The organism is Marinifilum sp. D737 (genome assembly GCF_026672275.1).
Classification (GTDB): domain Bacteria; phylum Bacteroidota; class Bacteroidia; order Bacteroidales; family Marinifilaceae; genus Marinifilum.
Genome location: NZ_JANQCD010000005.1, coordinates 143127 through 166461, shown reverse-complemented (window position 1 = coordinate 166461; position 23335 = coordinate 143127). Strand labels below are relative to the sequence as shown.

Sequence of the window (23335 nt, the reverse complement as noted above, 5' to 3'; positions counted from 1 at the left end):
ATACATGCCAGTCATCCCGAGAATCGGGACGAGTTCGAGTCTCGTCCGGACCGCTGAAAAAATGAAGCCTTCGATTCTTTTGAGTCGGAGGCTTTATTCTGAAAGTCTTGAAAAGTTTGAATTGTGGAAAGGTAGAAAAATTGTGAAATTCAATGGACAATACAATGATGTACTGGCGCATGGTTTTAATTCTATATTCGCACAATAACAAAATTACACTCCCAATAGCTATCGGATACGAAAACTTTCATTTCTGTTGGTGGTTCGCATTTCATCATGAAAGTTTTTATTGCTCTTAAAAATCTTGTTAGGCGTCGATTTTTATTCGTATCTTAATTAAGTCAAAATAAAAATCACACTTATGCAACAACAACTTTTTAATGATCTTTGGAAAGGATACACAACAAAAAATCCTTCTGCACAAGCCATTCATGATCTTTTCTCGAATGAAGGAGAATTAGTCATCAACGATCATGTAGCATTTCGTACTTTTGATGATCCAAGAATGAACATACAAGTTTTAGCCAAGAAATTCTTGAAAGCTGGATACGAATATGTTGGCGAATATAAATTCGAAGACAAGCACCTAAATGCGGTTCACCTGGAACATCCAAGCGAAAAAGCTCCAAGAGTTTTTATATCTGAGTTGATTCTATCTGAGTTTTCAGAAGAGTTTCAAAAAATTATTAAAAATAGACTTAATTCCATAGGCAATGCTTACTATTCAGATCCTGATCTTATATTTAAAGGTAGTGTTTGGAGCAAACCTTCATATGAAACCTACCAAAGGCTAAGAGAAGAATCGGAATATGGAGCCTGGCTATATGTACATGGATTCACTGTAAATCATTTTACTGTTAGCATTAATGCTTTGAAAAAGTTTGATACAATAGAAAAGGTAAATCAGTTTTTAAAAGATAATGGATATCCAATGAATACATCTGGAGGTGAAATTAAAGGCTCTCCTGAGGTTTACCTGCAACAATCTTCAACCCTATCGGATATTATTAAGGTAGAATTTGAGGAAGGTGTTTATGATATTCCTGCATGCTTTTATGAGTTTGCTATTCGTTATCCTGATGATACTGGAGAACTATTCTCTGGCTTTATAGCTGCCAATGCCAACAAAATTTTCGACAGTACAAATTACAGGGAAGCTTAATCAGATAAAACATCATTCAAAAAGCAAAATTCATGAACTGGATTTTGCTTTTTTTGTGCAAACCAACAAATGTCACTCTATTTACATTTCGATAATATTATCTTTAAGCACAAAATCTAACACACCAAAAATGAACAAACAACTAACACTCATGATTCTTATTTGTATGCTATTATCAGCTTGTAATAAGAACACAAAAACTCTTCCTGTTGAAACGGGTGTCGCAAAAACTCTTGCTGATTATCGAAAAGTGAATATTTCAGATTTGCAATATCAACTTCAGTTCGATATCCCGGAAGAAAAGACAACTGAAATATCTGGAAAGAACAAAATGATTTTTGAATTAAAATCAGTTAACCAGGATTTACAAATTGATTTCCGTGAAGATGCCAGTCTAATAAAGTCTGTAAAGACAAACGGAAACAACTCTGCCTACCGCTTTGAATTGGAACACGTAATCATTCCAAAAGAAGAATTAAAAGTAGGAACTAATGAAATCGAACTTGAATTCATTGCTGGCAATACATCTTTAAATAGAAATGATGAATTCTTGTATACTCTTTTTGTGCCAGATAGAGCAAGAACTGCATTTCCATGTTTCGATCAACCTAACTTGAAAGGAAAATTTCAGCTAAACATGAGCGTTCCATCGCACTGGAAAGCCATGGGTAACGGAAAGCTGGTGCAAACAAAAGAGAATGGTAATAGAACCACTTACGAATTTGCCAAAACAAAGCCGCTGCCAACTTACCTATTCTCATTTGTAGCTGGTAAATTTGAAACCATCACTCGTGAACACAATGGCAGAAAGCACACAATGTATCATAGAGAGACCGACCCGGAAAAACTAGCAAATAATACCGATGAGATCTTCCGAATGCTATTTGAATCATTGGATTGGCTGGAAGAATATACTGATGTACCCTATCCTTTTGCAAAATATGATATTGTAGTAATTCCATCATTCCAATATGGAGGGATGGAGCATACAGGTGCTACCCTTTATAATGCATCAAGAATGTTTTTAGATAAAAATGCTACTCAAAACCGCCTGTTGGCACGTGCGAATTTAATAGCACACGAAACTGCACATATGTGGTTTGGCGATTTGGTAACAATGAAATGGTTCGATCAGGTTTGGTTGAAAGAGATATTTGCCAATTTCCTTGCTGATAAAATCACCAACCCAAGCTTTAAGGATATGAACCACGATTTAAAATTCCAGATGGCTCATTTCCCAAGTTCATACAGTGTTGACAGAACTACAGGTCCGAATCCTATCAACCAGGTATTGCCTAACCTAAAGGATGCAGGAACCATGTATGGTGCCATTATCTATCACAAATCACCAATTGTGATGAACATGCTGGAAAATATTATTGGAAAAGAATCTTTGAAAAAAGGATTGCAGACCTACATGAAAAACTACGCCTATGACAATGCCAGTTGGGAAGATTTAATTGCCATATTGGATGCTTCAACACCTTTTGATTTGAAACATTGGAGCAAGGTATGGTTCAACAAGGCAGGAAGACCTCATTTAACTACCAATATCAGCTCAAGAAATGGTAAGATTACCGAATTAAAAATGGTTCAAAAAGATGCCAAAGGAAATCCTGGTGATTGGACTCAAGACCTACACTTAATTTTTGGATACAAAAATGAAAGTAAGAGGATCAAAGTAAATATGAATGTTCCTGAAGTTTTTGTTGAGAATGCCAAAGGGATGGATGTACCTGAATACATCATTCCAAATGCCAAAGGCGATGCTTACGGATTTTTCAAACTAGATAAACAAAGCAAACAATACCTTTTGGAAAATCTTGATGGCATTAAAGATGATTTGGTAAGAGGTATTGCTCTAATCAATCTATATGAAAACCTAAGAGAAGGATTTCTAAGTGGAAATGAATTCGTGACAGCAATTGAAAAGCAAATTGCCAAAGAAGAGAATAGCTTGATCCTGGAACGCATGTTGTCTTACCTGAAATCAGTATATTGGATAGACCAGACACCTGATGAGAGAAAGAAAATTGGAAAGCAATTAGAAGATACTCTTTGGATAAGGTTGAGCAATGAAAATGACATGAGTAAAAAATCGAGCTTGTATTCTGCTTTGAGCAGTATTGCCGAAACTCCTGAAAGATTATCTCAGCTATTCAAAGTTTGGAAAGAAGAAATTGCCATTGGTGGATTTAGCCTTTCGGAAACCAAAGCAACTGCATTGGCATGTAATCTGGCAATTAAAATGCCTGAAAAAGCTGATGAACTGATCAAAACACAAACAGAAAGAATCCAAAATCCTGATCGTAAAAAGAAAATGCACTTCGTTGCTCCTGCCCTTTCTGCAGATGCTGAAGTTCGTAACGAATTCTTTGAAAGTTTAAAGAAGGAAGAGAACAGGCAAATTGAGCGTTGGACTTTGGAAGCTTTGCGATATTTGAATCATCCTTTGAGAGAAACAGAAGCATTAACTTATTTACCTGATGCATTAGAACTTCTTAAAGAAATACAGATTACCGGAGATATTTTCTTCCCTTACAATTGGCTAAGTGTAAGCTATAGCGGCCACCAGTCAAAAAAAGCGGGAGATATCACACGTAAGTTTTTAGAGGAAAGACCTGATTATCCCGAAAATTTAAAACTAAAAATCCTGCAGGCATCGGATGTTGTACTTAAGAAATAAATGAATAGCCACGTGGTTTCAAACCATGGTTCAAAATAAGGTGGCTCTTCCGAATTAGGAAGGGTCATTTTTGGTTTAACCACAAAGCATACGAAGGTTTTTCACAAAGGAACATACAATATTAATCTCCTCGGGAGAAGTTTAGGGTAAAACATGTCAAGAATTCAAACCACTTGTTATACCAAATGTAATATTCAATGAGCCATATTGGAAAATTGTATAATGCCGATGTTGAAAATGTTAGACAGTGCAAGCTTGCGAAGCAGTGGCTCATATATTTTCACAATCGGTATTAAAGGCAGTTTAATTCATCATTTATATCTTAGAATTTCTGTATCACAAAAACTCCAGCCAATATCAACAACACACCAATCGACCTTCCCCAATTCACTGGCTGAACAGGAACACCAAACAATCCAAAATGATCGATTACCAAAGAAAACACCAACTGCCCACAAACAATTAATGCAAAGCTTAATGCTGCTCCCAAACGTGGTACCAAAAAGATTACTGATGATACATACACAGCACCAATAGCTCCACCTATCCAGGCATGAAAAGGAGCCTCTTTAATGGTTTGCAACAAATTATTTGGTGTTCGCATACCAAGCACCACAAAAAGCAATATACTTCCTCCAACAATAAAGTTTACCAAAGCAGCCAATAAAGGAGCTTTCAGGAAAGAACCCAGTTTGGCATTTACACTGGCTTGTATCGGCATTAAACAACCCACCAGCAAAATCAAAATCATCAGGAAATATCTCATAGCTTTTTCTTTTGTTGCAAAAATAATGAATTCTACGAGCTATCCTTTATACCTAATCATTTCGATTATTGGTTCATTGGGACTTCCATCAACAATATTTTTGAGTCTTTATCAGCTTTTATCAATATGGTATTTCTTCCCCAAACGCCAAAGCCATCACGTTTCTGCAATTCCTGATTTTCAATAACTGCATTTCCTTCAATCACGAAAGCATATACACCATTGTACTCTGAATGGAGCTGATATTGACAATCTGTAGCAAGAGCAAACTGTCCCAAGTTGAACCATGCATCCTGATGAATCCAAACTCCCTGATCATCGACATTTGGAGATAGAATTTGATTGAACTGATTCTCCTTCGAAATATCCGCAATGGAAATCTGATCGTAGCGGGGCTCTACCTGTTGTTGATTTGGAATGATCCAAATCTGAAGAAATTGCACCGTTCTGTCGTGGTTTTTATTGTATTCGCTGTGATAAACTCCAGTCCCGGCACTCATCACCTGAATATCTCCAGCTTTAATTCTTGCAATATTCCCCATACTATCCTTGTGTTCCAACTCTCCCTCCAATGGTATCGAAATGATCTCCATATTCTCATGAGCATGCGTCCCAAATCCTTGCCCCACATCAACCGTATCATCGTTGATAACTCTCAAAACCCCAAACTGAATTCTGTTAGGATTGTAATAGTTCGCAAAACTAAAAGTATGATAGGAATCCAACCATCCATGCTTGACATGTCCCCTTGTGCTGGCTTTGTGCAATACTGTGTTCATCGATTTTATTTTCTGAAATATAAATTATTCTTTGATCCTTCGCCCAGAAAAGGCATAAATAAAAAAGCTACCAAAGGCAATGCTCACCAATCCTACAAACGGAGCGTACGGCGTAAATACAGTGAGCACTGTAGCAATGAACTCCTGCAAGTTTTGCTGACCAATAAACAAAAAGATGAGTGCAACAAGCACAAACATACCACCTATTATTTTTACCGCAAGCGGGTGTTTCGATTGCTTGGCCGATAGAATTAGTATGGCACCTATCACCAGGCGCACCACAATGGCAACAACATAAACCCAGAGCTCCTCCTTATTGCTATCCAAAAAACCAAAGATGATTTCAGGGGCACAAAGCAAAGATATCCCTGCCAATATCAATAGGATTCCGAATATTTTGATGCTTGGTTTCATGCTTGTTGGGTTTTAGTGAAATGTAACAGTCATTTGCTAGTTGTCGCTTCGGTTTTCGAAGAGGGTCAGCGTCCACAGGGCGAAGACGGTCAAGAAAGGAACAGAGACAACGCACAGCTGTAAAACCACAATGCAATATACAAAATGTCAGGCACTTTTATTCTTCAATCAAAGTAATAATAATAAGCTTGTTCTCTTGCTCTTCAACTTTTACATATCTTCCCTTTGGCTGGGGGTATCATTGAAGTTTTAAGCCTTTCTTTGATGCTGGATAGTTGATTCATTACTCATTCATCAATTTAATCTTCTTCCAATTTCAAATCCTTAAAAATCTCCTCAAACATTTCTCCTGGGGAAATGTCAATTGCCAAAGCAATCAAATACAGCTCATCAGCACGGAGCTTGGTTGATTCATTTGAACTCAATTGAGATAGTCGAGCCTGACTGATTCCAGTTCGTCTCGAAACCATTGCTCTATTCACTGATTTTTTAGTTAAATAAAGTCCTAAAGAAGTCATAAATCTTTCGAATTTGTTAAGATAAATATAACTCAGATAAAGAAAAATATAGAATCTCTAAAGTTTTATTTTGAATTTAGATATAGTTTAAATAGAATTATTTAGAAAGTCTAAAGAATACTTGCAAAATTCACAATTATGAGCAGAAGATATACCAAAGCCGATTTAGAACAAATCGTTTCCGTTCAACTGGAAAACCTGAATGCCATGCATGACCTTTTAAGTATCATGAAGCATCAAAATGAATTACTGAAGAATGTCAACAAGAAATTGAAAGATGAAATCACAGACTTTAAGCAGAATTTGTATCCAACTCGAAAAAGAAATTCTTAAATCTGTTAGGTTTCCGCAATGGCATACTTGTCTATAACATCAATATTGTTCTTGCCCCACCGATATGACATGATAAGAACAATAACTTATGGTTGTCAACCAAAACAAGTACTGTCTAATAAGAAGATAAAAAGTGAAATCATTTAAAACTTACCAATTGGAAAATCGTAATTTATTCTGAGGTGGATTCTGAATTAATCCTTTCAGTCACTAAGTTCTTTTTATTCTTTAATTCGTGATATTCCTTTTTATCGATGAGCTGCTTTAAAGTAAAAAAGACTGCAATAATTAAAGGAAAACAGTTCAGTCCCAGTTGGTAAAATTGTTCGCCGATTTCATTATTCAACAACCATTTCTGGCAAATAAAAACAGCAGTAACAAAAATCATTAAATAGCCCAGCCAAAGTAAAAACAAAGAGGTTCTTCGGAACTTCTTTTTGTTAGCAAAAACTTTCTCTTCTTTTTTTGATATTTGCTTCACATCTCCCATGCTACTAAAAGCAAAGGCAATCCCCATACACAAAACGCCAATACCAACATTGGCAAGGTTAGGTTGAAAAAAGGATCCCTTAAAAATGTAATAAACTGCCAATACAGTAAATGGGTACTGTACATACTGGAGGTAATGAAAAAATCTAATCATTGTTATGAGATTATTTTACTGGTTTTTAGCAAAAAAACAAATCTACAAAACAAACTGCGCTTAACAAAATAATAATTTGAGAAATAATACAAAGAAAAACTTAACAGAGTTGCAAGACCTATCAACCTTTAGCGTCTCGGTCGAGATTGACGCAAAGCCGTTTTCTTTCGGATCCATTGCCACAGCAAGCTGGCACCAATTGCCATGCCGGCAGCCAAACCATTAAAAAGAAAGTCGGCCATATCGAACACGCGGCGTGGAATAAACACCTGCACACATTCGTCGAACACTCCAATTAAGAAGGAAAGCAGCAACGATAATAGTGCAATTGTAAAGCCTTTGTACTTGTTCTTGTATCGTTCGAGCATGGCACGGTGAATAAAAACGGTAAGCACCGAATATTCTATCAGGTGAGAACGCTCGGCCAAGCCAAGGCGAAGGAAAAGCATCATGAATACTGCCAATATACCAAGTACGGTGACGGTATCGTTTTTGTCTTTGGCTCGGCGAAAGGTGTGCAAAATAACTGTAGTACCAATAATAATCATGCACAAAATAAAAATAAGAGCCTCCATATTTTCGGCCCCCAGCTTTTGCAGCAATGGATATCCGAATATCAAACTGGTTAAAATGGCCAGCCATACCAACAGCACGTATAACCACAATCTTTTTTCAAGTGATGATTTAAATAAAGGCATAGTCTTACTTTTGTTTATTAATCTGTAAGATACCAAGCTAAAATTTAGATATCAAGCTTTTGTGCAGACTTTGGTAATTTATCTGTAATAAAAAAAGCCGTCAGACTTTTGAATCTCTAACGGCTTTGTGATCTTATTTTTTGCGTTTGTAGGCACTTTGTACAATCTGGTCGAGGTAAACCTTCGATTCCACAAGCTCATACTCTTGTTCCTTTGGCAGGTTCCCAAACAGAGAAGCTCCCTCACCCAACAAAATTGGAATCGTAGTTACAATCAGTTCATCAATTAAATCCTCTTTTAAGAAAGATTGAATGGTTTTTCCTCCATCGATGTATAAGCTTTCGTAGCCTTTTGCATGAATGCTTTCAAGAATTTCCGACAGGCTTCCTTTTACCAATTCAATTTTGCCTTTGTACTTTTCCGGTACTTCGCTCAATGAATTTGAGATTACAAAAACAGGCTTTGTATAAGGCCAGTCAATTCCAAAACTACAAACCGTATCGAATGTGTTTCGCCCCATAAGCAAAGCATCTATCCTTTCTATGGTAGACATATAACCCATATCCAATTTCTCAGGATTTGGAACCATCTCTAACCATCCTAAACCTCCATTACGATCAGCAATGTATCCATCTAAACTTTGTGCTATAAAAACCAGGTTTTGCTTCATTTTGTATTTGTTTTAAAATTCACTGCAAAAGTCTCACTAATCTAAATGAAAAAATTGTACAAAATTTACCCTATTCCTTTTTCAGGGATTTTACGAATTGCTTTGGACTTAAACCACAAAACTTTTTGAATACCCTGATAAAGTGTGACTGATCGTAGAAACCAGCATCTAAACCAATCTGAATAAACTTTTCAGCATTGTTGTTCTGCAACAAATGAATGGCATGGTTCACTTGCTTCAACTTCACATATTCGCCAGGTGTTAGCAGGTAATTCTTCTTGAACTTTTGAATGAAACTTTTCTGCGAGATGGATATGGAGAGGTTAAAATCGCTCAATGAACCCTTGCCCAGCACATTGCTTGACAGATAGTTTTCAAACTTCAGCAAATCAGTATCAATTGTATTGCCTTGAAAAAGCGGCAGTAAGTTTTGTTCTACAAGCTGATAGTTGGGTTCATTTACTGCAAACAGATGATTGTAAAGAATTTCAGAAATTTGCTCCATGGCCTTGCTTCCAAACTGCTCGATGAGCATTCCGTAGCAAAATGGTTTTAGAATTAAGCCTACATTTCCATACACGCCCGATACTTTGGTCTGAAAAGGTTCTGTTTTTAATCCCGATATAATTTGATGATTATTTGTGCCTATGTAATTCTCAATATTCTGTCCTTCTACCTGAAAAGTATCTCCGTAGTTGAAGATCAATTCGGTAAACATTGCCGCATGGTGCCTGGCCTTCAATTGAAGATTGGAAGCCTTACCCACCCATATTAAATCAACGTATTGATTTAGTGGACAATTAGGAATGTATGAATAGGATGTCATTGATTTGAACAATTTGAAATAAGCAGGCTACAAATCTACTTGTTTCGATCCAACTCTTTATGCCTTATCTACAATCCGGATAATTTTATCCTCCTCGAAAACAAATTCAGATTGTCCTGAGATCTGCAAGATATCACCTTGCTTCATTCCATTGGGAAGATCGGTGGCTAAAATGGCCTTAAACTCAATATCAATTACCACTTTATCCAGCTGAATGTCCCAATTCTTGATCATTTGCTCACGCTGACTAAAATAAGTTATGGCTTTTTCAGCCTGTGTTTGAAATTCATCGATTCCTTCTGTTCGCAAAGTCAAAATCCCCTCTGAAATGTTCTCAAAAACTACATCTTTGTGCAAATCCATAAGCATTCCTTCCATATGGAACTGATTATAGGCCTGAATGTAATTTTCTATTAGTTTTTGTAGATTTTTCATGATAGTGGATTACAATATTTTAAACTGAAGCTACAAAACTAAAAACAGCTTACCAAATGTAAACTTATGATTCTCATAAACGTTTGTCCCAAGCTTAGTTATTTCGTAAATTTATTAAAAGGCCGATCATCATTGAATAATACTATTCTTTAGAGCACTTCTGAACCTTAGTTCTACTCACCCATTCAACTTTAAAAACATTTCTCATGGACATTTTACTTATTTTATTTTCGGCAGTTGTAGTATTCTTTTTTGCAGGCATCAGAATTATTTTCGAATACAAAAGAGCATTAAAATTCCGATTCGGAAAGTACATTAAAATCCTTAATCCAGGATTCCGATGGATCATTCCTATTGTAGAAACGGTTAATATTGTTGACATACGTGTAATTACCATCAATATCGATTCGCAGGAAGTAATGACCGAGGATAATGTTCCTTGTAGCATCGATGGAGTGGTTTTCTTTAAAATTGATGATCCCGAGAAGGCGGTTCTGGAAGTGGAAGAATACAAATTTGCCATTATGCAATTGGCTCAGGCTGCTTTGCGCGATGTTTGCGGTAAGGTGGAACTGGATACCATCCTATCCAAAAGGGAAGAGATGGGCAAAAACATCAAAACCATTGTTGAAAAGGAAACCCAGGAATGGGGAATCATCATTATTGATGTAAAGATTAAAGACATTCAGTTGCCAGAAAACATGCGCCGTATGATGGCCAATCAGGCCGAAGCAGAACGTTCGCGCAGAGCTCGTGTTATTCTTGCCCTGGCCGAAGAGGAAGCTGCCCAAAACCTTTTATCGGCTGGTAAAATGATAGACAAATCGCCATCGGCAATCAAACTTAGACTTTATCAAACCCTTGCTAATATTGCATCTGAGAAGAATTCCACCATTCTGTTCCCATTCCCTGAGGAAGTATTGCCAAGGAATACCAAAAAGCTAAAAACAGATTCGAAGGAAGAAAAAGGAAAAAAGGATAAGAAGTAGGGAGAGTATCATTCTCCCCTTCTTTAAAAATGATAGCCTAACTTTATAGATATTTCAGGTGTGAACCGATCTGGCTTGTACAATTCATTTCCCACCCGAACTTCCTTGCTGCCTGCAATTCGAAGATGACCAGCTATCCATGGATTGACATACAGGTTATCCCAAATTTTCATTACGTAACCTGCACCTAATGTGTATACCCAGGCATGGTATCCCGATTTATTTTTTAACTGATCTTCAAGCTCTCCATCCCAGTATTCAAATCCACTTCCAAGCCAGACTCCTTTGTAATTTGGTTTAAAAAAGTAGTCGACAACTACAGCATAAGCCTTCAGGGTATTGCGATTGAACTCATCATCAAGCATGAAATCCGGCAAATCCGATTTTGCCAAAATAGACCTAAAGCGCACTTGCTGATCATCCAAACCAAGCCATGCAGAGGCATAATAACCGTTCGAAACATAGGGAAATAAATCCAGTTCGGTACCAATGGTACATTTGGTTTGTGAAGAAGTTTTTTGAGCAGCCAATTGATTTAATGCACCCACTGCCAATAATAAGCCAATAAATAAAGCAATTCGTTTCATCATCGTAAGTTTTACCATTTACATATTGAATGCAAAACTAGCGCGATCAAAATCGAATATATTTGACAATTGTTAAAAAAATCAATGAATGGATTTTCTGATGCGACTTAATGACTCTTTGGTAATTCCAAGATATGAAGCAATATACTGCAAAGGTATGGATTGTATATGTTGTGGATATTTCTCCATTAATTCCTTGTACCGTGTTTCTGCTGATTGGCCAAGCAAAAGAAAAAGATGCCTTTCGGAATTTATGGCAACCTGTTCGGCAATCATGCGGCCTATGGTCTGCACAGTGCTGTACTTTGCATATAGCTTGTAAATATCTTCCCTGCTAAATTCCAACACTTCCATATCCTGCATTGCCTGAACACTTACAAGGGATTGAGATTTTGTAATAAAACTTGTGTACGATGTGATAAAGCTAGGTGCAAAATAAAAGTCACTGGTAATTTCATTTCCATTCTCACTTAAATGATAAAACCGTAAGTAGCCACTATTGGTAAAGAGTACATTACTACAATGCTCACCGGCTTTTACAAAATGCTCTCTCTTCTTCAATTTTCGAATGGTGGCTTTTCTGTAAAATGCAGAAATTTCTTCTTCCTTTAAATTTACAAATCGACTTAAATAATCATGAAAATCTTTTTTCAGGCTCATTTTTTTATATTCTTAGATTACATCATCAGGCAAAATAATCTGTCCTGAGAATGATTTTTTTACCGTTTACCTCTACCTCAGCGGCAATTCAATTAAAGAAAGGAATTTAATACCACAATCAAAAAAATCCCCTAACAAATTCATGTCAGGGGATTCTTTTCATTCTAACTTCTATTTCTAATTTATCTCCAAAATCATTACTGAGCGAGCCGGCAGGTCAATGCCATCCTTCAGCTCAAAAGACTTTCCTGTAAAAATATCTTTTGCTTTCGATTCTTTGTTGATCATCTCATGAAATCTGTCGGTAAACAAATGTGCTTTTTCCTTGCTCTTATTCAGGATTACCATCACTTTTCCCTCATTGGAATATCTAAAATACGTATACACGCCATTCTCAGGTGCAAAATGCATTAACTTCCCTTTGTGAATGATTTCATTGTTCTTTCTCCAATTCATCAATTTTTTCATGAAGTCTTGCGCATCCTTCTCTTTAGCACTCAAACCTTCGCCAGTAAAAGCATTTACCTTATCGCCTTTCCAACCGCCTGGAAAATCAGTACGTAGCTTTCCATGATCACCTCCTGCGTCACTCTTGGCTAAAATTTCAGTTCCATAATAAATTTGAGGTATTCCACGCATGGTAAGTGTATATACCATTGCCATTTTATACAAATCGTAATCTCTCTCTACTTGATCAAAAATTCGAGCCATATCATGATTGTCAGGGAAAATTACAAGATTATCCGGATCGGCATACAAGAAGTCATTCGACAACATTTCGTACAACTTAATCAGACCTGTTCCCCAGGTATCTTCCTGTACCAAACCTTCCTTAAGGGCATTCTGCAACGGGAAATCCATTAAACTTGGCAAGTTCGACACATAACCATCGTGATTTACTTTTCCTTTTTGCCAGTACGAAACAATTGCCGGATTGGTACTCCACTCCTCACCTACGATGTTCAAGTTTGGATATTCTTCCAATAATCTTTCAGTCCACTCACTTAAAAAAGCTGCATCGGAATATGGATAGGTATCTACACGAATACCGTAAAGCTCGGCATACTCAACCCACCAAATTGAATTTTGAATCAGGTAGGTTGCCATGAATTCATTACGCTGATTCAAATCAGGCATAGTTTGCACAAACCAACCATCGGCAAATTGTTTCAAGTCCTCCTTTGATGCATATCTGTCCTGAACAGTAGTTCGCTTGTGAGAACAGCTGGTAAATTCTCCTCCGTTATTGATCCAGTCTTTTGAAGGTACATCTTTCATCCACCAATGTTCCGATCCACAGTGGTTCAAAATCACATCCATAATGATGCCAACTCCTTTTTCTTTTCCCAATTGCGACAGCTTGCGATACTCTTCGTTGGTTCCGTAACGTCCGTCAATCTTGTAGTAATCGGTAGTTGAATAACCATGATATGAATATTCAGGCTGGTTGTTTTCCAATAAAGGGTTGATCCAGATGGCAGTAAAGCCCATATCTGAGATGTAATCCAAATGATCAATCATCCCCTGGATATCGCCACCATGACGACCATTGGAGTTGCTTCTGTCAGCTTGCTCACTTAAGCCCTTCACATTATCATTATCAGGATTTCCATTGGCAAATCGGTCAGGGGTTATCAGATACATTACATCGGCAGGAGTAAAACTTGCTCGTTCTGCTGAGCCTTCCTTGCGTTGCAACAACTGGTAGTTGTATTTCAAAACAGTCTTCTTGCCTTTTTTGAAAAGGATATCAAAACTTCCTGCTTTAACCTCTTCACTCAAGTTAAGGTCTACGAACAAATAGTTTGGATTTTCCACAAAGCTAACCTTTGAGATACTTACTCCTTCGTAACTTAGTTCAGGTTTAAGGTCTGCAATATTTTCCCCATGCACCAAAAGCTGAAGTTTAGGATTTTTCATCCCTGCCCACCAAAATGCAGGTTCCAGGTGATCAATCTTGTATTTTGCAGCCTCTGCAATGTTCCCTAAAAACAATACTGTGATTAGAGCCAATAGTATTCTTTTCATATCTATATAAATTTGATGTTTTACATTATTCTTTCTTCCCAAGCATAAACTCCAATGGAATATGCAACCTGTCTCTCCAGGCATTTTCATCGTGTTTGGCTCCCTCGAACTTTCTGGTCATCCAGTTTTGATTCTTTCTGAATCCTTTCTTTTTCATCATCAGGTCCACTTTTTGCTGGTAAGGCTGATAAAGAGAATCCAGGGTTTCAGTACCATAATCGAAGTAGATTTTATGAGATTTCGGATCCGGTAAATTCTTCTCCACATATCCCAGAAAAACACCATCGAGAGCAGGCCAATGAGTTGACATACAAGCTGCACCACCAAACACATCCGGATATTCCGAGATGGCATAACAACTAATTAATCCTCCCATGCTCGAACCCAAAATAAAGGTATCTTCAACTCCTTTTAGAGTATTGTACTTTTCATCGATGAAAGGCTTCAGCTCCTCTACCAGGAACTTCAAATATTGATCAGAAACGATTTCACCTTTGAATTTGTCTGTTCGCTTAACTTTCTGAATTTCATTCTTAGGCTTGTTGGGCATGTATTCTGCATACCTGTCACCAAACCAAACGCCAACAACAATTACCGGTCTGATTATATTCGCATCAATCAATCCGTAAACCACCTCATCAACGCCCCATTCCTGTTGGTTCCAGGTTATTGAAGCATCGAAAAGCATTTGCCCGTCATGCATGTAAAGAACCGGATATTTCTTGTTCTCATCATAATTTGGCGGAAGCAAAACTTCAATGGTTCGGGCACTAACATGCTTGGATTTAAAATCGAGATACTTGTGAATACCGGTAACCTGTTCATTCATATTTTGCGATTTTGCAACGAAAGCAAAGGATACAAGACATAGTAAAATTATATTTCTCATGATTATCTTTTTGAATTCAATGTTCAAGTAACAAAGCATCCGGGTATGAAACAAATTAATTTCGTAAACAACACTTTCAAAAGTATATATAACACAGCATTTTGTCCAAAGTCATATGTCCTCATTATTCTGCATTTTGTACTCATAAAACGACACTTGTAGCATTTGGGCTACAAAACCTTCTTCAATTTGTGATAATCGATATAGTATCTCAAGCGTAGCGAAAGACTGTTGATTTGATTCTTGCCAAGCATATTTGAGAAGTTCTCCCAGTAATTCCTATCGATTCGGGAATCGTTGGCCTGCACATTGTTCTTCCAAGCCAGCGATAATTCACTTCCCGGAGCAAACTCCCAGGTGTAAATCATATCTACATTCAGGGCATTGTAATTGATATGGTTGTGATTCTCATACTCCGACTGATCGCCCATGGAACCATCGCTCTCCAACAAATAACTCTCTTTGTATTCCACTTCCGACCAATAATGTCGCGCCCTTAAACTCAAGGACGACTTTTGATTGAATATCCACCTGGCCTCAAAAGTGTTGGCAAGTGTATTGATATCGCGGTTCACGAAATAAACATTCCCCGTTTCCTGCTGGTAACTGGCAAAGCCCAGACTGTTCTTGTTCTGTTCATAATAGAAATGGTGTTTCAGCAACAGCTTGTCGCTGATTCGTAGCTGAGGAGTCAGCTCTAACCAATAGCTGGCTTTCCCAAAGGTTCTTCCCTTCCAAAATGCCACTCGCGTGTTCAGGGCCAAAGCCTTTCGGTGGTCGGTATCATGTGTCAAACGAAGCCAGTAATCGGTAGGCTCTTTATACTTTCTACCCTCCACACGTGGCTCGTAAAAATCGTATTTGGGAACAGGGGTCAAACTCCACTCCAATGCCAGTGCTGAATAGTTTTGAAACACCAACCTGCTTTGCCAGTAGATCTCCAACTTCGAAAAACGATTGGGATGATACAAACTGTTGTGGGTAATACTCATCTGGTTGGTAAACTCATTGATATTGCCAAAAGGTTTGTAATTGTTGTACTTAAAGACTGCCACATTGCTTTGTTCATTATTCTTTTCGAGATATCCCATGGCATTGGGATCGAAACGATGATCGATTGCCGAATGAATCAGGTCGAACTGAAACTTCCCCTTGATGCGCGACAATTGTACCTTGTAACGGAGGCCGTTATTACTTGATCCCAACTCTTTGTTCTGACTTAGAGCTGCATTCCCCGAAACGGCATAACTCCCCGATGGATTGGTAAGCTTAAACTCTGTGGCACTCACCATCGATCTGTAATCATCGTGAGGGTGAATCATGTGCGTATTGGCAAAACTCACATAGGACTGATTGCCCAGGGACTGATCCAATACAATCATGTTGTAGTTGGCAACTCCCTGAGTTAGGTAGTTTCTGGTGGTTTGCTTGAGCGTATCCTTAATGTGTGCATAGGTCTTTGAGTTCACGGCATTGATAAAGCCAATTCCCAGCCCTTTGTTGGTTCTTCCCGATAATTTTACGGCGTTAATCAAACGTGTATCATTGGGATTTTCCGTGATCACCTCATGCTCTTCCAATGATTCTGCAACCTTTCCTCGCTTGACAGGCTCTCCTCCCAAACGACGGGAATAAAAGATATCGCCCTTATTAAAGATTTCGGTTCCCTCGGTAAAGAAAGAGCGTTTCTCGTCGTAGAAGGTTTCGAAAGGTGTAAGGTTCAGCTCCTGATCGTCGGATTGTACCTGTCCAAAGTCAGGAATCAACATCATGTCGAGTGTAAAACTTTCGTTGATCCCGTACTTCACATCCATTCCCCCTTTTACCGACCATGAATTCTCGTGCGTATCACTATTTCTGCTTACATAGGACGATACGTAGGGGCTGAAGGAAAGCCTCATTTTGGGTTCCACTCCTTTGATTCCATGCAGTTCTCCTGCCTGGTTCAGCCATCCCACAATGTCTTTGTCTACAAAATTCCAGGTGATGCCTTCATTCTTCCTTTTAATCAGGCGAAAGAAATTCATTTCCCACACCTGCACTTCTGTTTTGGGAAAACGTAGAGCCGAGTAGGGAATTCGCATCTCCACAATCCATCCTTCTTCAGTAATTCTGATGTGGCTGTCCCAAACGGCATTCCAGCTTTTATTCATCGCCGAAATGGTATTGTTTGAGTCCATCTGAATGCCCGAAGCAGAAACCATGAATTCCATTGCTGTGCGCCCGTCATTCCAGGGATTAATCTCAATGGAAAACAAATCGGCATTGAGCTGATCGCCAGAATCGCGAGGCCCGTATTCGGTAAGTATGCTGTCGGGGGCTGAATCATAGAGGATGGCGCCCACATAGAGAGCATTGTCATCGTAAAGCACTTTTACACGGCTGCGCTCACTGGGCTTTCCTCCGTTCACAGGACTTTGCTGAATAAAATCCTCCACAAAGGGAGCATGTTTCCAAGCTTCATCGTTTAAATGGGCATCTATTCGGGGAGCCTGTTCGCAACGAGCCGTCACAAAAGTTTTTCGAATGGTTTGTGCCTCTGCAAAAAAAAGGACACATAGAAGGTGTATTAGTAAAACAATCCGCTTTAGGTACATATCAAAACAAATAATCAGAGCTTATGCATTCATTTTTTTATGATTTCCATTCTCCTGAAAAATCACATCTTCAGAAGATAAAGTGAAAATGAATACATGAACAGTTAGTAATCTTTTCGGCCAAATTATAATCACCAAATAAGAGCTACTAATAAAATTGACCGACGGCAGGATAACAGCTACACTCTGCAAAATATCCCGTCATGGCAAACAAATATTTCCACATCGGCTTTTTGTCCATGGAAAACGGTTTTCTGTCCTGCCAAAGCCAATTGCAGATTAAAATACTTGCAAATGGATATAAATTCCCTTACATATGTAATTTATACCGATTATTATTTGATTTATCCTCTATCTGCACAAACTTGATATTGAATATCAAATATCTATCGGCATTATACCTGGAAGATTTGATTTTATAAATGGTATAAGAGAATTTCAGCCTATCGATTATGCAAATCATTGCTAAAGAAAACAGTATACTGGCCAGAGTTATAAATAATAGCTGGGTGCAACACCTAACCTTCTGGATGGTGTTCATCTTGTTCTTTGCCTATGCCTGGGGAAGTTACGATGCAAACTATTTGAAGACCATCTATGTGGAACTGGTCAACCTGCCTGTAAAGATATTACTGGTTTATTCGGTTATTTATTTCTTGTATCCGACCTTTCTGTACAAGGGAAAAATCTGGCAGTTTCTTTTCTTTTTTATCCTGTTAATTGCCATCTCGGCGTCCCTGCAAAGGATTACCGACAACCTGTTTATTATCGATTACTTTTTTCCCATGTGGGAGAAAGCACCTACTTTTTCCTTCTCGCAATTGGTTAGAAGTGCCGTTAACCTGGGAGCAGTACTAGCCCTTCCCATGACGGTAAAGCTGATGGAATACATCGGGAAAGTGCAACAAAACGAGCAGATCCTGGCCAAGGAGAAGTTGGAAGCTGAGCTGTCCTTTCTGAAAAATCAGGTTCAACCTCATTTTCTTTTCAACACCCTAAACAGCCTGTATTCTTTGATCCTTAAAAAGTCGGACCAATCGCTTGATGTGGTGCTGAAACTATCGGACCTGCTGCGGTACATGCTCTATGAAACCAATTCGGCCAGGGTAGATTTGCAAAAGGAAATCAACAGCATTAAAAGCTATCTCGATTTAGAAAAAATCAGATATGGCAATAGAATTGATCTTAGCCTGAACATTTGGGGTGATTTGGGAGGCAACCGCGTTGCACCCATGTTGATTCTTCCTTTTATTGAGAATGCATGCAAACACAGCACCAAAGGTTTCGATGGCACCGCCTGGATTACCATTGAATTGGGGATAAAGCAAAACAGCCTGATTTTAAAAATTGAAAACAGCCTGCCCTCATCAAGCTCCAACCAGGACTCTATGGTGGGAGGCATTGGCTTGCAAAATGTAAAAAGAAGGTTATCATTAATCTACCCCGAGCGTCATGAATTAAAAATCGAGGTAACGGAGGAATCCTATTGTGTTCACTTAAATTTAGAACTGTAATGAAGGTAAAGTGCTTAATTGTTGATGATGAAGATTTGGCTCTTGATGTTATTGAAGAGTACATCAATCGCATTGATTATTTGCAGTTGGAAGGCAAATGCAAAAGTGCCGTGGAAGCTCTGTCTATTCTAAACAGCAAGCAAATCGATCTCCTGTTTCTGGACATACAGATGCCGGGATTAACGGGCATTCAGCTTCTTAGGAACCTGTCGAACCCGCCTACGGTAATTTTCACTACTGCCTACTCCGATTTTGCCCTGGAAGGATTTGAACTGGAAGCCCTGGACTACCTGATTAAGCCCATCCCTTTCGAACGATTCATTAACGCGGTAAACCGATATTTTAAATTGAAGAAGCACCAGTATCATATTGCCGAAAAACAGGAAAGTACGCTTAGCGAGCAGCCTTTTATATTCGTGAAATCGGAAAAGAGGATGGTGAAGGTGTTTCTGCATGAAATCCTCTACATCGAAAGTCACAGGAACTATGTTTCCATTTACCTTGAAAACGGCAACGAGGTGGTCACCCTGAATACCATCAGCAATATTGAAGAGAAATTGCCCGAAATGAATTTTCTGCGCATTCACCGATCCTTTATTGTGGCCATCAACAAGCTTAGCAGTTACTCCTCAGCAAATATAGAGATAGGAAACAAGCAGCTTCCCATTGGTCGCAACTACAAAAATATGGTAATGGATGTGCTCGACCAGAATTCCATCAAGTAAACTTGATACAAAATTCGAATCCAATGTCAGTGACGACGATCAGTTTTCCCTCTAACTGCCGCAAGTCTGTGACTTGTGGCTATACCAATCCACTATCAATTCATCCTTTCCCATCGGCATAATCTATAGCACTACTATACTTTTAATGGTGTGCTTCTGTCACAATACTAATGTAGCAATACATGAGTTGGTTCAGCAGTAAATGAATTAAGCCCGGCACTTTTTATAATTTGGCTGGGCTAATATATTTTAAGTTTTAGCCACAAGCCTGTGATTTGAGTCAGCTTGGGGGCTATCAAGAGTACAGTATCTATATTCTTAAATTGTTAAAACTAGTTGTAAACCAATTCAACCTATTAAAAATGTGCAACAAAACATACAGTACGAATATCAATCCAATTTTATCATGCATTTCAATAAGAATGAAACCTAAAGTGCTTTCGTCACTTATTGTACTAATAAACCATGGGATGAAACCTGTTATTGTAACCAGAACACTGATAACCGAAAAGATTATTACCTGCCTGTGTTTTGAATAAAGCTTTTTCTTGATAACCACTTTATACCATTTTTGGAGTGTAACAATATGGTGCAGCATAAAAACAGAAAATAAAATACTTGATATTTTATGCACTTGCAACCATCCAAAATGTTTAAATCCTAAAACAACACTTGTAAAATCCTGATCTCCTACATGATAATAAAACTGAATTAGTAAACCAGAAAACACCGCAACCAAACTAGAAATAAGCAATCCAATATTTACCGATAAATTTAAAATCCCTTTACTCATACCTTAGTTTTTTAGATGTAAAACAGCATTAAAACCACAAACTTTTAGGCATTTTAAACATCCTATGCAGTTAGCTTGATTCACTATTTTTGCATGTTTGTGCCAAAGGATATTTATTTTGCCAAGCACATTATTTGGGCATACTTCAATGCACATCCAACATGCTTTACATTTTTTTGAATCGATTTGGATATTTTCGCTCAAGGGCTGTCTTGAACTTTTTACTTTTTGTTTCATAATTGTTATCGTTGATTTATGCAAAAATGCACCTTGAAGTTTTTTTCAACGATAACAATTGTTAAGAAATCAGGTTTTCTTTCTGTTTCTTATTCTGCTAAGTGAAATTGCTGTGATGCCCAAATATGAAGCAATGTAATGTTGAGGAATTCTTTTAACTATTTCCGGATGGTTTGTAACTAAATCTTCATAACGCTCTCTTGGAGTATCTTTTATCCTCGATAAGAATAAGCGAGTATAGTTTCTAAATCGTTGAAATATTAATGATTGAAAAGCTTCCTTTAATTTAGGATAAGCTTGAAGTATTTCATCAAAGTCATCTTTTTTTATTGACAGGATTGAAGATGCTTCAATACTTTCTATTGAAAAAAGACTTGGTGTGCCATTAATAAAACTATCAATTGATGCCACTGCCTGATCTTCAAAAAAGAATTGAAAAGTGATATCTTTTCCATCTTTGTTGAACCCTTGACGCAAACATCCCTTTTTTATAAAGTGAATACAATTAGCTATATCCCCTTCGTTTAGCAAAACAGTTTTAGATTTAATTTCTCTTTCAGAAATTGCGCTCCTAAACTTATTCCAACTTTTCTCATCCTCCTTAATCGAGTTCAGTACCAAATCTAAAAATGTCATAGAATTTTTGTGTTTAACCAATCACTCCCCTAAGTGCAGCAAGTCTGTTGTTTATAGTTCTGTCCTCCAATATCGCATGAGTCCATTCATGTGGTTCTATTTTACAAATAGAACTCAATAAAATGATACACTAGCAAAAGCATCTCTTCAATTAAAATTTACATGTTCATTTCATCCTACTTCCAAAGAATTGTAAACGTAATAATTTTATTACGGCATTTCAAATGTTTCCATTTCTTTATGTAAGCAAAATAATTGAGAGTAAGTTTTGTAAAAGTGGCCAGTTTTGGACTTCATGCTATGGTATAAAAACAGAAAAGCCACTCGATGAGCGGCTTTTCCTTGGGATATCGGTTTTCCGAATCAATCGGAAACTTAATACTACTTAACGAATACTTTGTATTCCCATGCCTTTAGAGACATTTTCTCTTTGGCAGCAAACTTGGCTGCTTCGTTGGTAAAGTACTCTTTATATTCTCCGGCTAACAGCTCAGAGTTCAGGTTTACATCCTGTGCTTCTCCTGTAAGGTTCAATACCACAAGAATCTTGTCGCCATCTTTTTCACGAACAAAAGCATATACAGCCTCATCCTTATCAGAAGGAATTCTTACCAACTGTCCGCCCTGTGCACCGTTTCTCAATGCCTTGTTGTTTTTCTTCAGGCTGATTAATTGAGTATAGAATGGCATTAACTCCTTGTTGTCCCAGTTGATTTCATCTTTCTCGAAGAATTTCAAACGGTGATCTAAACCAGCCTCCTGACCGCTGTAAAGCATAGGCATTCCAGGCATGGTGAAGGTTAACACGGCAAAGGTATTTCCTGCATCGCCCATTCTCTCCTTAATGGTTCCGGCCCATGAGTTCTCATCATGATTGGTCAGGAAGTTCATGATGTATGCATCCTTAGGATACAAAGTATCAACTTTAGCAAAGTATGCATCAATCTCTTTTGCATTCTTTTCTCCCTTGGCAATATGGTTCATCAGGTGGTGGAAATCCCAACCGTAAGCCATATCAAAAGCTTCCTCAACCAACTCAGGCTCCCAGGCTTCAGCCAACATAAATACGGGTTTCACAGCGTCCAACTCCTTGCGAGCTCTGTTCCAGAAATCGGTAGGTACCATGGCAGCCATATCGCAACGGTAACCATCTACATCGGCCTGCTCAATCCAGAATTTCAAAGAACCGATCATGTATTTGCGCAACTCCTCATTGTCGAAGTTCAAATCAGCAGTATCGCTCCAATCCTCAACAGGAGATACAATCTCACCTTTCTCATTGTGAGTATACCAATCAGCATGTTCAGTAATTAGGTGATTGTCCCATCCGGTATGGTTTGCCACCCAGTCAAGGATCACATACATTCCCAAATCATGTGCTTTTTTCACAAGGTTTTTGAAGTCTTCCATGGTTCCATACTCAGGGCTTACCGCTCTGTAGTCTTTCACAGAATAATAACTTCCCAATGATCCTTTACGGTTCTTCTCAGAGATAGGAAAAATTGGCATTAACCAAAGAATATCAACCCCCATCTCTTTCAAACGTGGCAAGTGATCTGCAAAGGCATTGAAAGTCCCCTCCTTGGTGTGCTGACGAATATTCACCTCGTAAATGTTCGCATTTCTACTCCATTCCAAAGGTTTTTCGGCCTTGACAGTTTTAGTTGCCGGTTTGTTTTGGCATCCTACCAAAATACCTGCTAGCACTAAAAAGCTTAAAACAGTCTGATAAATTCGCTTCATTTCTAAT

At 38.1% G+C, this 23335-nt stretch carries 25 protein-coding genes; 7 read left to right on the top strand and 18 right to left on the bottom strand.

Features of this window, described 5'->3' with window-relative positions:
- From NQ163_RS05445 to NQ163_RS05435, 3 genes are all read left to right on the top strand, one after another.
- Window positions 1-208: hypothetical protein (locus NQ163_RS05445; RefSeq protein WP_268189267.1), on the top strand; the 208-nt coding region annotated here is incomplete at its 5' end.
- Between the two features lie 153 nt (window positions 209-361).
- Window positions 362-1162, top strand: coding sequence for a DUF1338 domain-containing protein (locus NQ163_RS05440; protein WP_268189266.1), 801 nt, complete (start codon window positions 362-364; stop codon window positions 1160-1162).
- A 130-nt stretch (window positions 1163-1292) separates the two neighbouring features.
- Window positions 1293-3848, top strand: coding sequence for a M1 family metallopeptidase (locus NQ163_RS05435; RefSeq protein WP_268189265.1), 2556 nt, complete (start codon window positions 1293-1295; stop codon window positions 3846-3848).
- Between the two features lie 322 nt (window positions 3849-4170).
- Here NQ163_RS05435 and NQ163_RS05430 read toward each other — a convergent pair whose 3' ends face one another.
- The 4 genes from NQ163_RS05430 to NQ163_RS05415 all read right to left on the bottom strand — a co-directional run bounded on the left by NQ163_RS05430 (window position 4171) and on the right by NQ163_RS05415 (window position 6325).
- Window positions 4171-4614, bottom strand: coding sequence for a DMT family transporter (locus NQ163_RS05430; protein WP_170150652.1), 444 nt, complete (start codon window positions 4612-4614; stop codon window positions 4171-4173).
- A 65-nt stretch (window positions 4615-4679) separates the two neighbouring features.
- The gene (locus tag NQ163_RS05425; RefSeq protein ID WP_268189264.1) at window positions 4680-5393 is read right to left on the bottom strand and encodes a pirin family protein; all 714 of its coding nucleotides are present in this window, start codon (window positions 5391-5393) and stop codon (window positions 4680-4682) included.
- Window positions 5394-5417: 24 nt separating this feature from the next.
- Window positions 5418-5807, bottom strand: coding sequence for a hypothetical protein (locus NQ163_RS05420; RefSeq protein WP_268189263.1), 390 nt, complete (start codon window positions 5805-5807; stop codon window positions 5418-5420).
- 299 nt (window positions 5808-6106) lie between these two features.
- The gene (locus NQ163_RS05415; protein WP_268189262.1) at window positions 6107-6325 is read right to left on the bottom strand and encodes a helix-turn-helix domain-containing protein; all 219 of its coding nucleotides are present in this window, start codon (window positions 6323-6325) and stop codon (window positions 6107-6109) included.
- Between the two features lie 138 nt (window positions 6326-6463).
- Between NQ163_RS05415 and NQ163_RS05410 the strand changes: the two genes are divergently transcribed.
- The gene (locus NQ163_RS05410; RefSeq protein ID WP_268189261.1) at window positions 6464-6658 is read left to right on the top strand and encodes a hypothetical protein; all 195 of its coding nucleotides are present in this window, start codon (window positions 6464-6466) and stop codon (window positions 6656-6658) included.
- Between the two features lie 172 nt (window positions 6659-6830).
- On the opposite strand, the gene NQ163_RS05405 is transcribed toward NQ163_RS05410, so the two are convergent.
- The 5 genes from NQ163_RS05405 to NQ163_RS05385 all read right to left on the bottom strand — a co-directional run bounded on the left by NQ163_RS05405 (window position 6831) and on the right by NQ163_RS05385 (window position 9930).
- Window positions 6831-7301 (bottom strand): hypothetical protein, encoded by a 471-nt coding sequence (locus NQ163_RS05405; protein ID WP_268189260.1) that lies wholly within the window; start codon window positions 7299-7301, stop codon window positions 6831-6833.
- Between the two features lie 128 nt (window positions 7302-7429).
- Window positions 7430-7999 (bottom strand): VanZ family protein, encoded by a 570-nt coding sequence (locus NQ163_RS05400; protein ID WP_268189259.1) that lies wholly within the window; start codon window positions 7997-7999, stop codon window positions 7430-7432.
- Between the two features lie 133 nt (window positions 8000-8132).
- On the bottom strand, window positions 8133-8669 hold the full coding sequence (locus NQ163_RS05395; RefSeq protein ID WP_268189258.1) for a dihydrofolate reductase family protein: 537 nt from the start codon (window positions 8667-8669) through the stop codon (window positions 8133-8135).
- A 70-nt stretch (window positions 8670-8739) separates the two neighbouring features.
- On the bottom strand, window positions 8740-9495 hold the full coding sequence (locus NQ163_RS05390) for a helix-turn-helix domain-containing protein (RefSeq protein ID WP_268189257.1): 756 nt from the start codon (window positions 9493-9495) through the stop codon (window positions 8740-8742).
- Between the two features lie 57 nt (window positions 9496-9552).
- On the bottom strand, window positions 9553-9930 hold the full coding sequence (locus NQ163_RS05385; RefSeq protein ID WP_268189256.1) for a nuclear transport factor 2 family protein: 378 nt from the start codon (window positions 9928-9930) through the stop codon (window positions 9553-9555).
- A gap of 206 nt (window positions 9931-10136) precedes the next feature.
- Between NQ163_RS05385 and NQ163_RS05380 the strand changes: the two genes are divergently transcribed.
- Window positions 10137-10919 (top strand): slipin family protein, encoded by a 783-nt coding sequence (locus NQ163_RS05380; protein WP_268189255.1) that lies wholly within the window; start codon window positions 10137-10139, stop codon window positions 10917-10919.
- 23 nt (window positions 10920-10942) lie between these two features.
- On the opposite strand, the gene NQ163_RS05375 is transcribed toward NQ163_RS05380, so the two are convergent.
- From NQ163_RS05375 to NQ163_RS05355, 5 genes are all read right to left on the bottom strand, one after another.
- The gene (locus tag NQ163_RS05375) at window positions 10943-11506 is read right to left on the bottom strand and encodes a hypothetical protein (RefSeq protein WP_268189254.1); all 564 of its coding nucleotides are present in this window, start codon (window positions 11504-11506) and stop codon (window positions 10943-10945) included.
- Window positions 11507-11587: 81 nt separating this feature from the next.
- The gene (locus NQ163_RS05370; protein WP_268189253.1) at window positions 11588-12166 is read right to left on the bottom strand and encodes a Crp/Fnr family transcriptional regulator; all 579 of its coding nucleotides are present in this window, start codon (window positions 12164-12166) and stop codon (window positions 11588-11590) included.
- A 177-nt stretch (window positions 12167-12343) separates the two neighbouring features.
- Window positions 12344-14194 (bottom strand): glycoside hydrolase family 13 protein, encoded by a 1851-nt coding sequence (locus NQ163_RS05365; RefSeq protein WP_268189252.1) that lies wholly within the window; start codon window positions 14192-14194, stop codon window positions 12344-12346.
- A 25-nt stretch (window positions 14195-14219) separates the two neighbouring features.
- Entirely contained in the window at window positions 14220-15083 is an 864-nt protein-coding gene (locus NQ163_RS05360) for an alpha/beta hydrolase (RefSeq protein ID WP_268189251.1), read from the bottom strand.
- Window positions 15084-15253: 170 nt separating this feature from the next.
- On the bottom strand, window positions 15254-17680 hold the full coding sequence (locus NQ163_RS05355; protein ID WP_268189250.1) for a DUF5916 domain-containing protein: 2427 nt from the start codon (window positions 17678-17680) through the stop codon (window positions 15254-15256).
- Window positions 17681-18132: 452 nt separating this feature from the next.
- Here NQ163_RS05355 and NQ163_RS05350 point away from each other — a divergent pair, with 452 nt between their 5' ends.
- Complete coding sequence (locus NQ163_RS05350) at window positions 18133-19194, top strand: sensor histidine kinase (RefSeq protein WP_268189249.1); 1062 nt, start codon at window positions 18133-18135, stop codon at window positions 19192-19194.
- The gene (locus NQ163_RS05345) at window positions 19194-19919 is read left to right on the top strand and encodes a LytR/AlgR family response regulator transcription factor (RefSeq protein ID WP_268189248.1); all 726 of its coding nucleotides are present in this window, start codon (window positions 19194-19196) and stop codon (window positions 19917-19919) included. Before NQ163_RS05350 ends, NQ163_RS05345 begins: the two co-directional genes overlap by 1 nt.
- A 310-nt stretch (window positions 19920-20229) precedes the next feature.
- On the opposite strand, the gene NQ163_RS05340 is transcribed toward NQ163_RS05345, so the two are convergent.
- The 4 genes from NQ163_RS05340 to NQ163_RS05330 form a co-directional block, all read right to left on the bottom strand.
- Window positions 20230-20712 (bottom strand): DUF4405 domain-containing protein, encoded by a 483-nt coding sequence (locus NQ163_RS05340; protein WP_268189247.1) that lies wholly within the window; start codon window positions 20710-20712, stop codon window positions 20230-20232.
- A gap of 3 nt (window positions 20713-20715) precedes the next feature.
- Window positions 20716-20949, bottom strand: a complete 234-nt coding sequence (locus NQ163_RS20810) for a 4Fe-4S dicluster domain-containing protein (protein ID WP_442786021.1) — start codon at window positions 20947-20949, stop codon at window positions 20716-20718.
- 69 nt (window positions 20950-21018) lie between these two features.
- Window positions 21019-21585 (bottom strand): Crp/Fnr family transcriptional regulator, encoded by a 567-nt coding sequence (locus NQ163_RS05335; protein ID WP_268189246.1) that lies wholly within the window; start codon window positions 21583-21585, stop codon window positions 21019-21021.
- Between the two features lie 381 nt (window positions 21586-21966).
- The gene (locus tag NQ163_RS05330) at window positions 21967-23328 is read right to left on the bottom strand and encodes an alpha-amylase family glycosyl hydrolase (RefSeq protein ID WP_268189245.1); all 1362 of its coding nucleotides are present in this window, start codon (window positions 23326-23328) and stop codon (window positions 21967-21969) included.
- Between the last annotated feature and the right edge of the window lie 7 nt (window positions 23329-23335).

Excerpts from the sequence above, each read along its gene's own strand:
- NQ163_RS05430 (WP_170150652.1), bottom strand. The coding sequence starts at position 4,614 with ATGAGATATTTCCTGATGATTTTGATTTTGCTGGTGGGTTGTTTAATG.
- NQ163_RS05335 (WP_268189246.1), bottom strand. The coding sequence starts at position 21,585 with ATGACATTTTTAGATTTGGTACTGAACTCGATTAAGGAGGATGAGAAA.
- NQ163_RS05425 (WP_268189264.1), bottom strand. The coding sequence starts at position 5,393 with ATGAACACAGTATTGCACAAAGCCAGCACAAGGGGACATGTCAAGCAT.
- NQ163_RS20810 (WP_442786021.1), bottom strand. The coding sequence starts at position 20,949 with ATGAAACAAAAAGTAAAAAGTTCAAGACAGCCCTTGAGCGAAAATATC.
- NQ163_RS05355 (WP_268189250.1), bottom strand. The coding sequence starts at position 17,680 with ATGTACCTAAAGCGGATTGTTTTACTAATACACCTTCTATGTGTCCTT.
- NQ163_RS05360 (WP_268189251.1), bottom strand. The coding sequence starts at position 15,083 with ATGAGAAATATAATTTTACTATGTCTTGTATCCTTTGCTTTCGTTGCA.
- NQ163_RS05405 (WP_268189260.1), bottom strand. The coding sequence starts at position 7,301 with ATGATTAGATTTTTTCATTACCTCCAGTATGTACAGTACCCATTTACT.
- NQ163_RS05410 (WP_268189261.1), top strand. The coding sequence starts at position 6,464 with ATGAGCAGAAGATATACCAAAGCCGATTTAGAACAAATCGTTTCCGTT.
- NQ163_RS05435 (WP_268189265.1), top strand. The coding sequence starts at position 1,293 with ATGAACAAACAACTAACACTCATGATTCTTATTTGTATGCTATTATCA.
- NQ163_RS05415 (WP_268189262.1), bottom strand. The coding sequence starts at position 6,325 with ATGACTTCTTTAGGACTTTATTTAACTAAAAAATCAGTGAATAGAGCA.
- NQ163_RS05365 (WP_268189252.1), bottom strand. The coding sequence starts at position 14,194 with ATGAAAAGAATACTATTGGCTCTAATCACAGTATTGTTTTTAGGGAAC.
- NQ163_RS05375 (WP_268189254.1), bottom strand. The coding sequence starts at position 11,506 with ATGAAACGAATTGCTTTATTTATTGGCTTATTATTGGCAGTGGGTGCA.
- NQ163_RS05400 (WP_268189259.1), bottom strand. The coding sequence starts at position 7,999 with ATGCCTTTATTTAAATCATCACTTGAAAAAAGATTGTGGTTATACGTG.
- NQ163_RS05330 (WP_268189245.1), bottom strand. The coding sequence starts at position 23,328 with ATGAAGCGAATTTATCAGACTGTTTTAAGCTTTTTAGTGCTAGCAGGT.
- NQ163_RS05420 (WP_268189263.1), bottom strand. The coding sequence starts at position 5,807 with ATGAAACCAAGCATCAAAATATTCGGAATCCTATTGATATTGGCAGGG.
- NQ163_RS05440 (WP_268189266.1), top strand. The coding sequence starts at position 362 with ATGCAACAACAACTTTTTAATGATCTTTGGAAAGGATACACAACAAAA.
- NQ163_RS05385 (WP_268189256.1), bottom strand. The coding sequence starts at position 9,930 with ATGAAAAATCTACAAAAACTAATAGAAAATTACATTCAGGCCTATAAT.
- NQ163_RS05380 (WP_268189255.1), top strand. The coding sequence starts at position 10,137 with ATGGACATTTTACTTATTTTATTTTCGGCAGTTGTAGTATTCTTTTTT.
- NQ163_RS05345 (WP_268189248.1), top strand. The coding sequence starts at position 19,194 with ATGAAGGTAAAGTGCTTAATTGTTGATGATGAAGATTTGGCTCTTGAT.
- NQ163_RS05340 (WP_268189247.1), bottom strand. The coding sequence starts at position 20,712 with ATGAGTAAAGGGATTTTAAATTTATCGGTAAATATTGGATTGCTTATT.
- NQ163_RS05370 (WP_268189253.1), bottom strand. The coding sequence starts at position 12,166 with ATGAGCCTGAAAAAAGATTTTCATGATTATTTAAGTCGATTTGTAAAT.
- NQ163_RS05350 (WP_268189249.1), top strand. The coding sequence starts at position 18,133 with ATGCAAATCATTGCTAAAGAAAACAGTATACTGGCCAGAGTTATAAAT.
- NQ163_RS05390 (WP_268189257.1), bottom strand. The coding sequence starts at position 9,495 with ATGACATCCTATTCATACATTCCTAATTGTCCACTAAATCAATACGTT.
- NQ163_RS05395 (WP_268189258.1), bottom strand. The coding sequence starts at position 8,669 with ATGAAGCAAAACCTGGTTTTTATAGCACAAAGTTTAGATGGATACATT.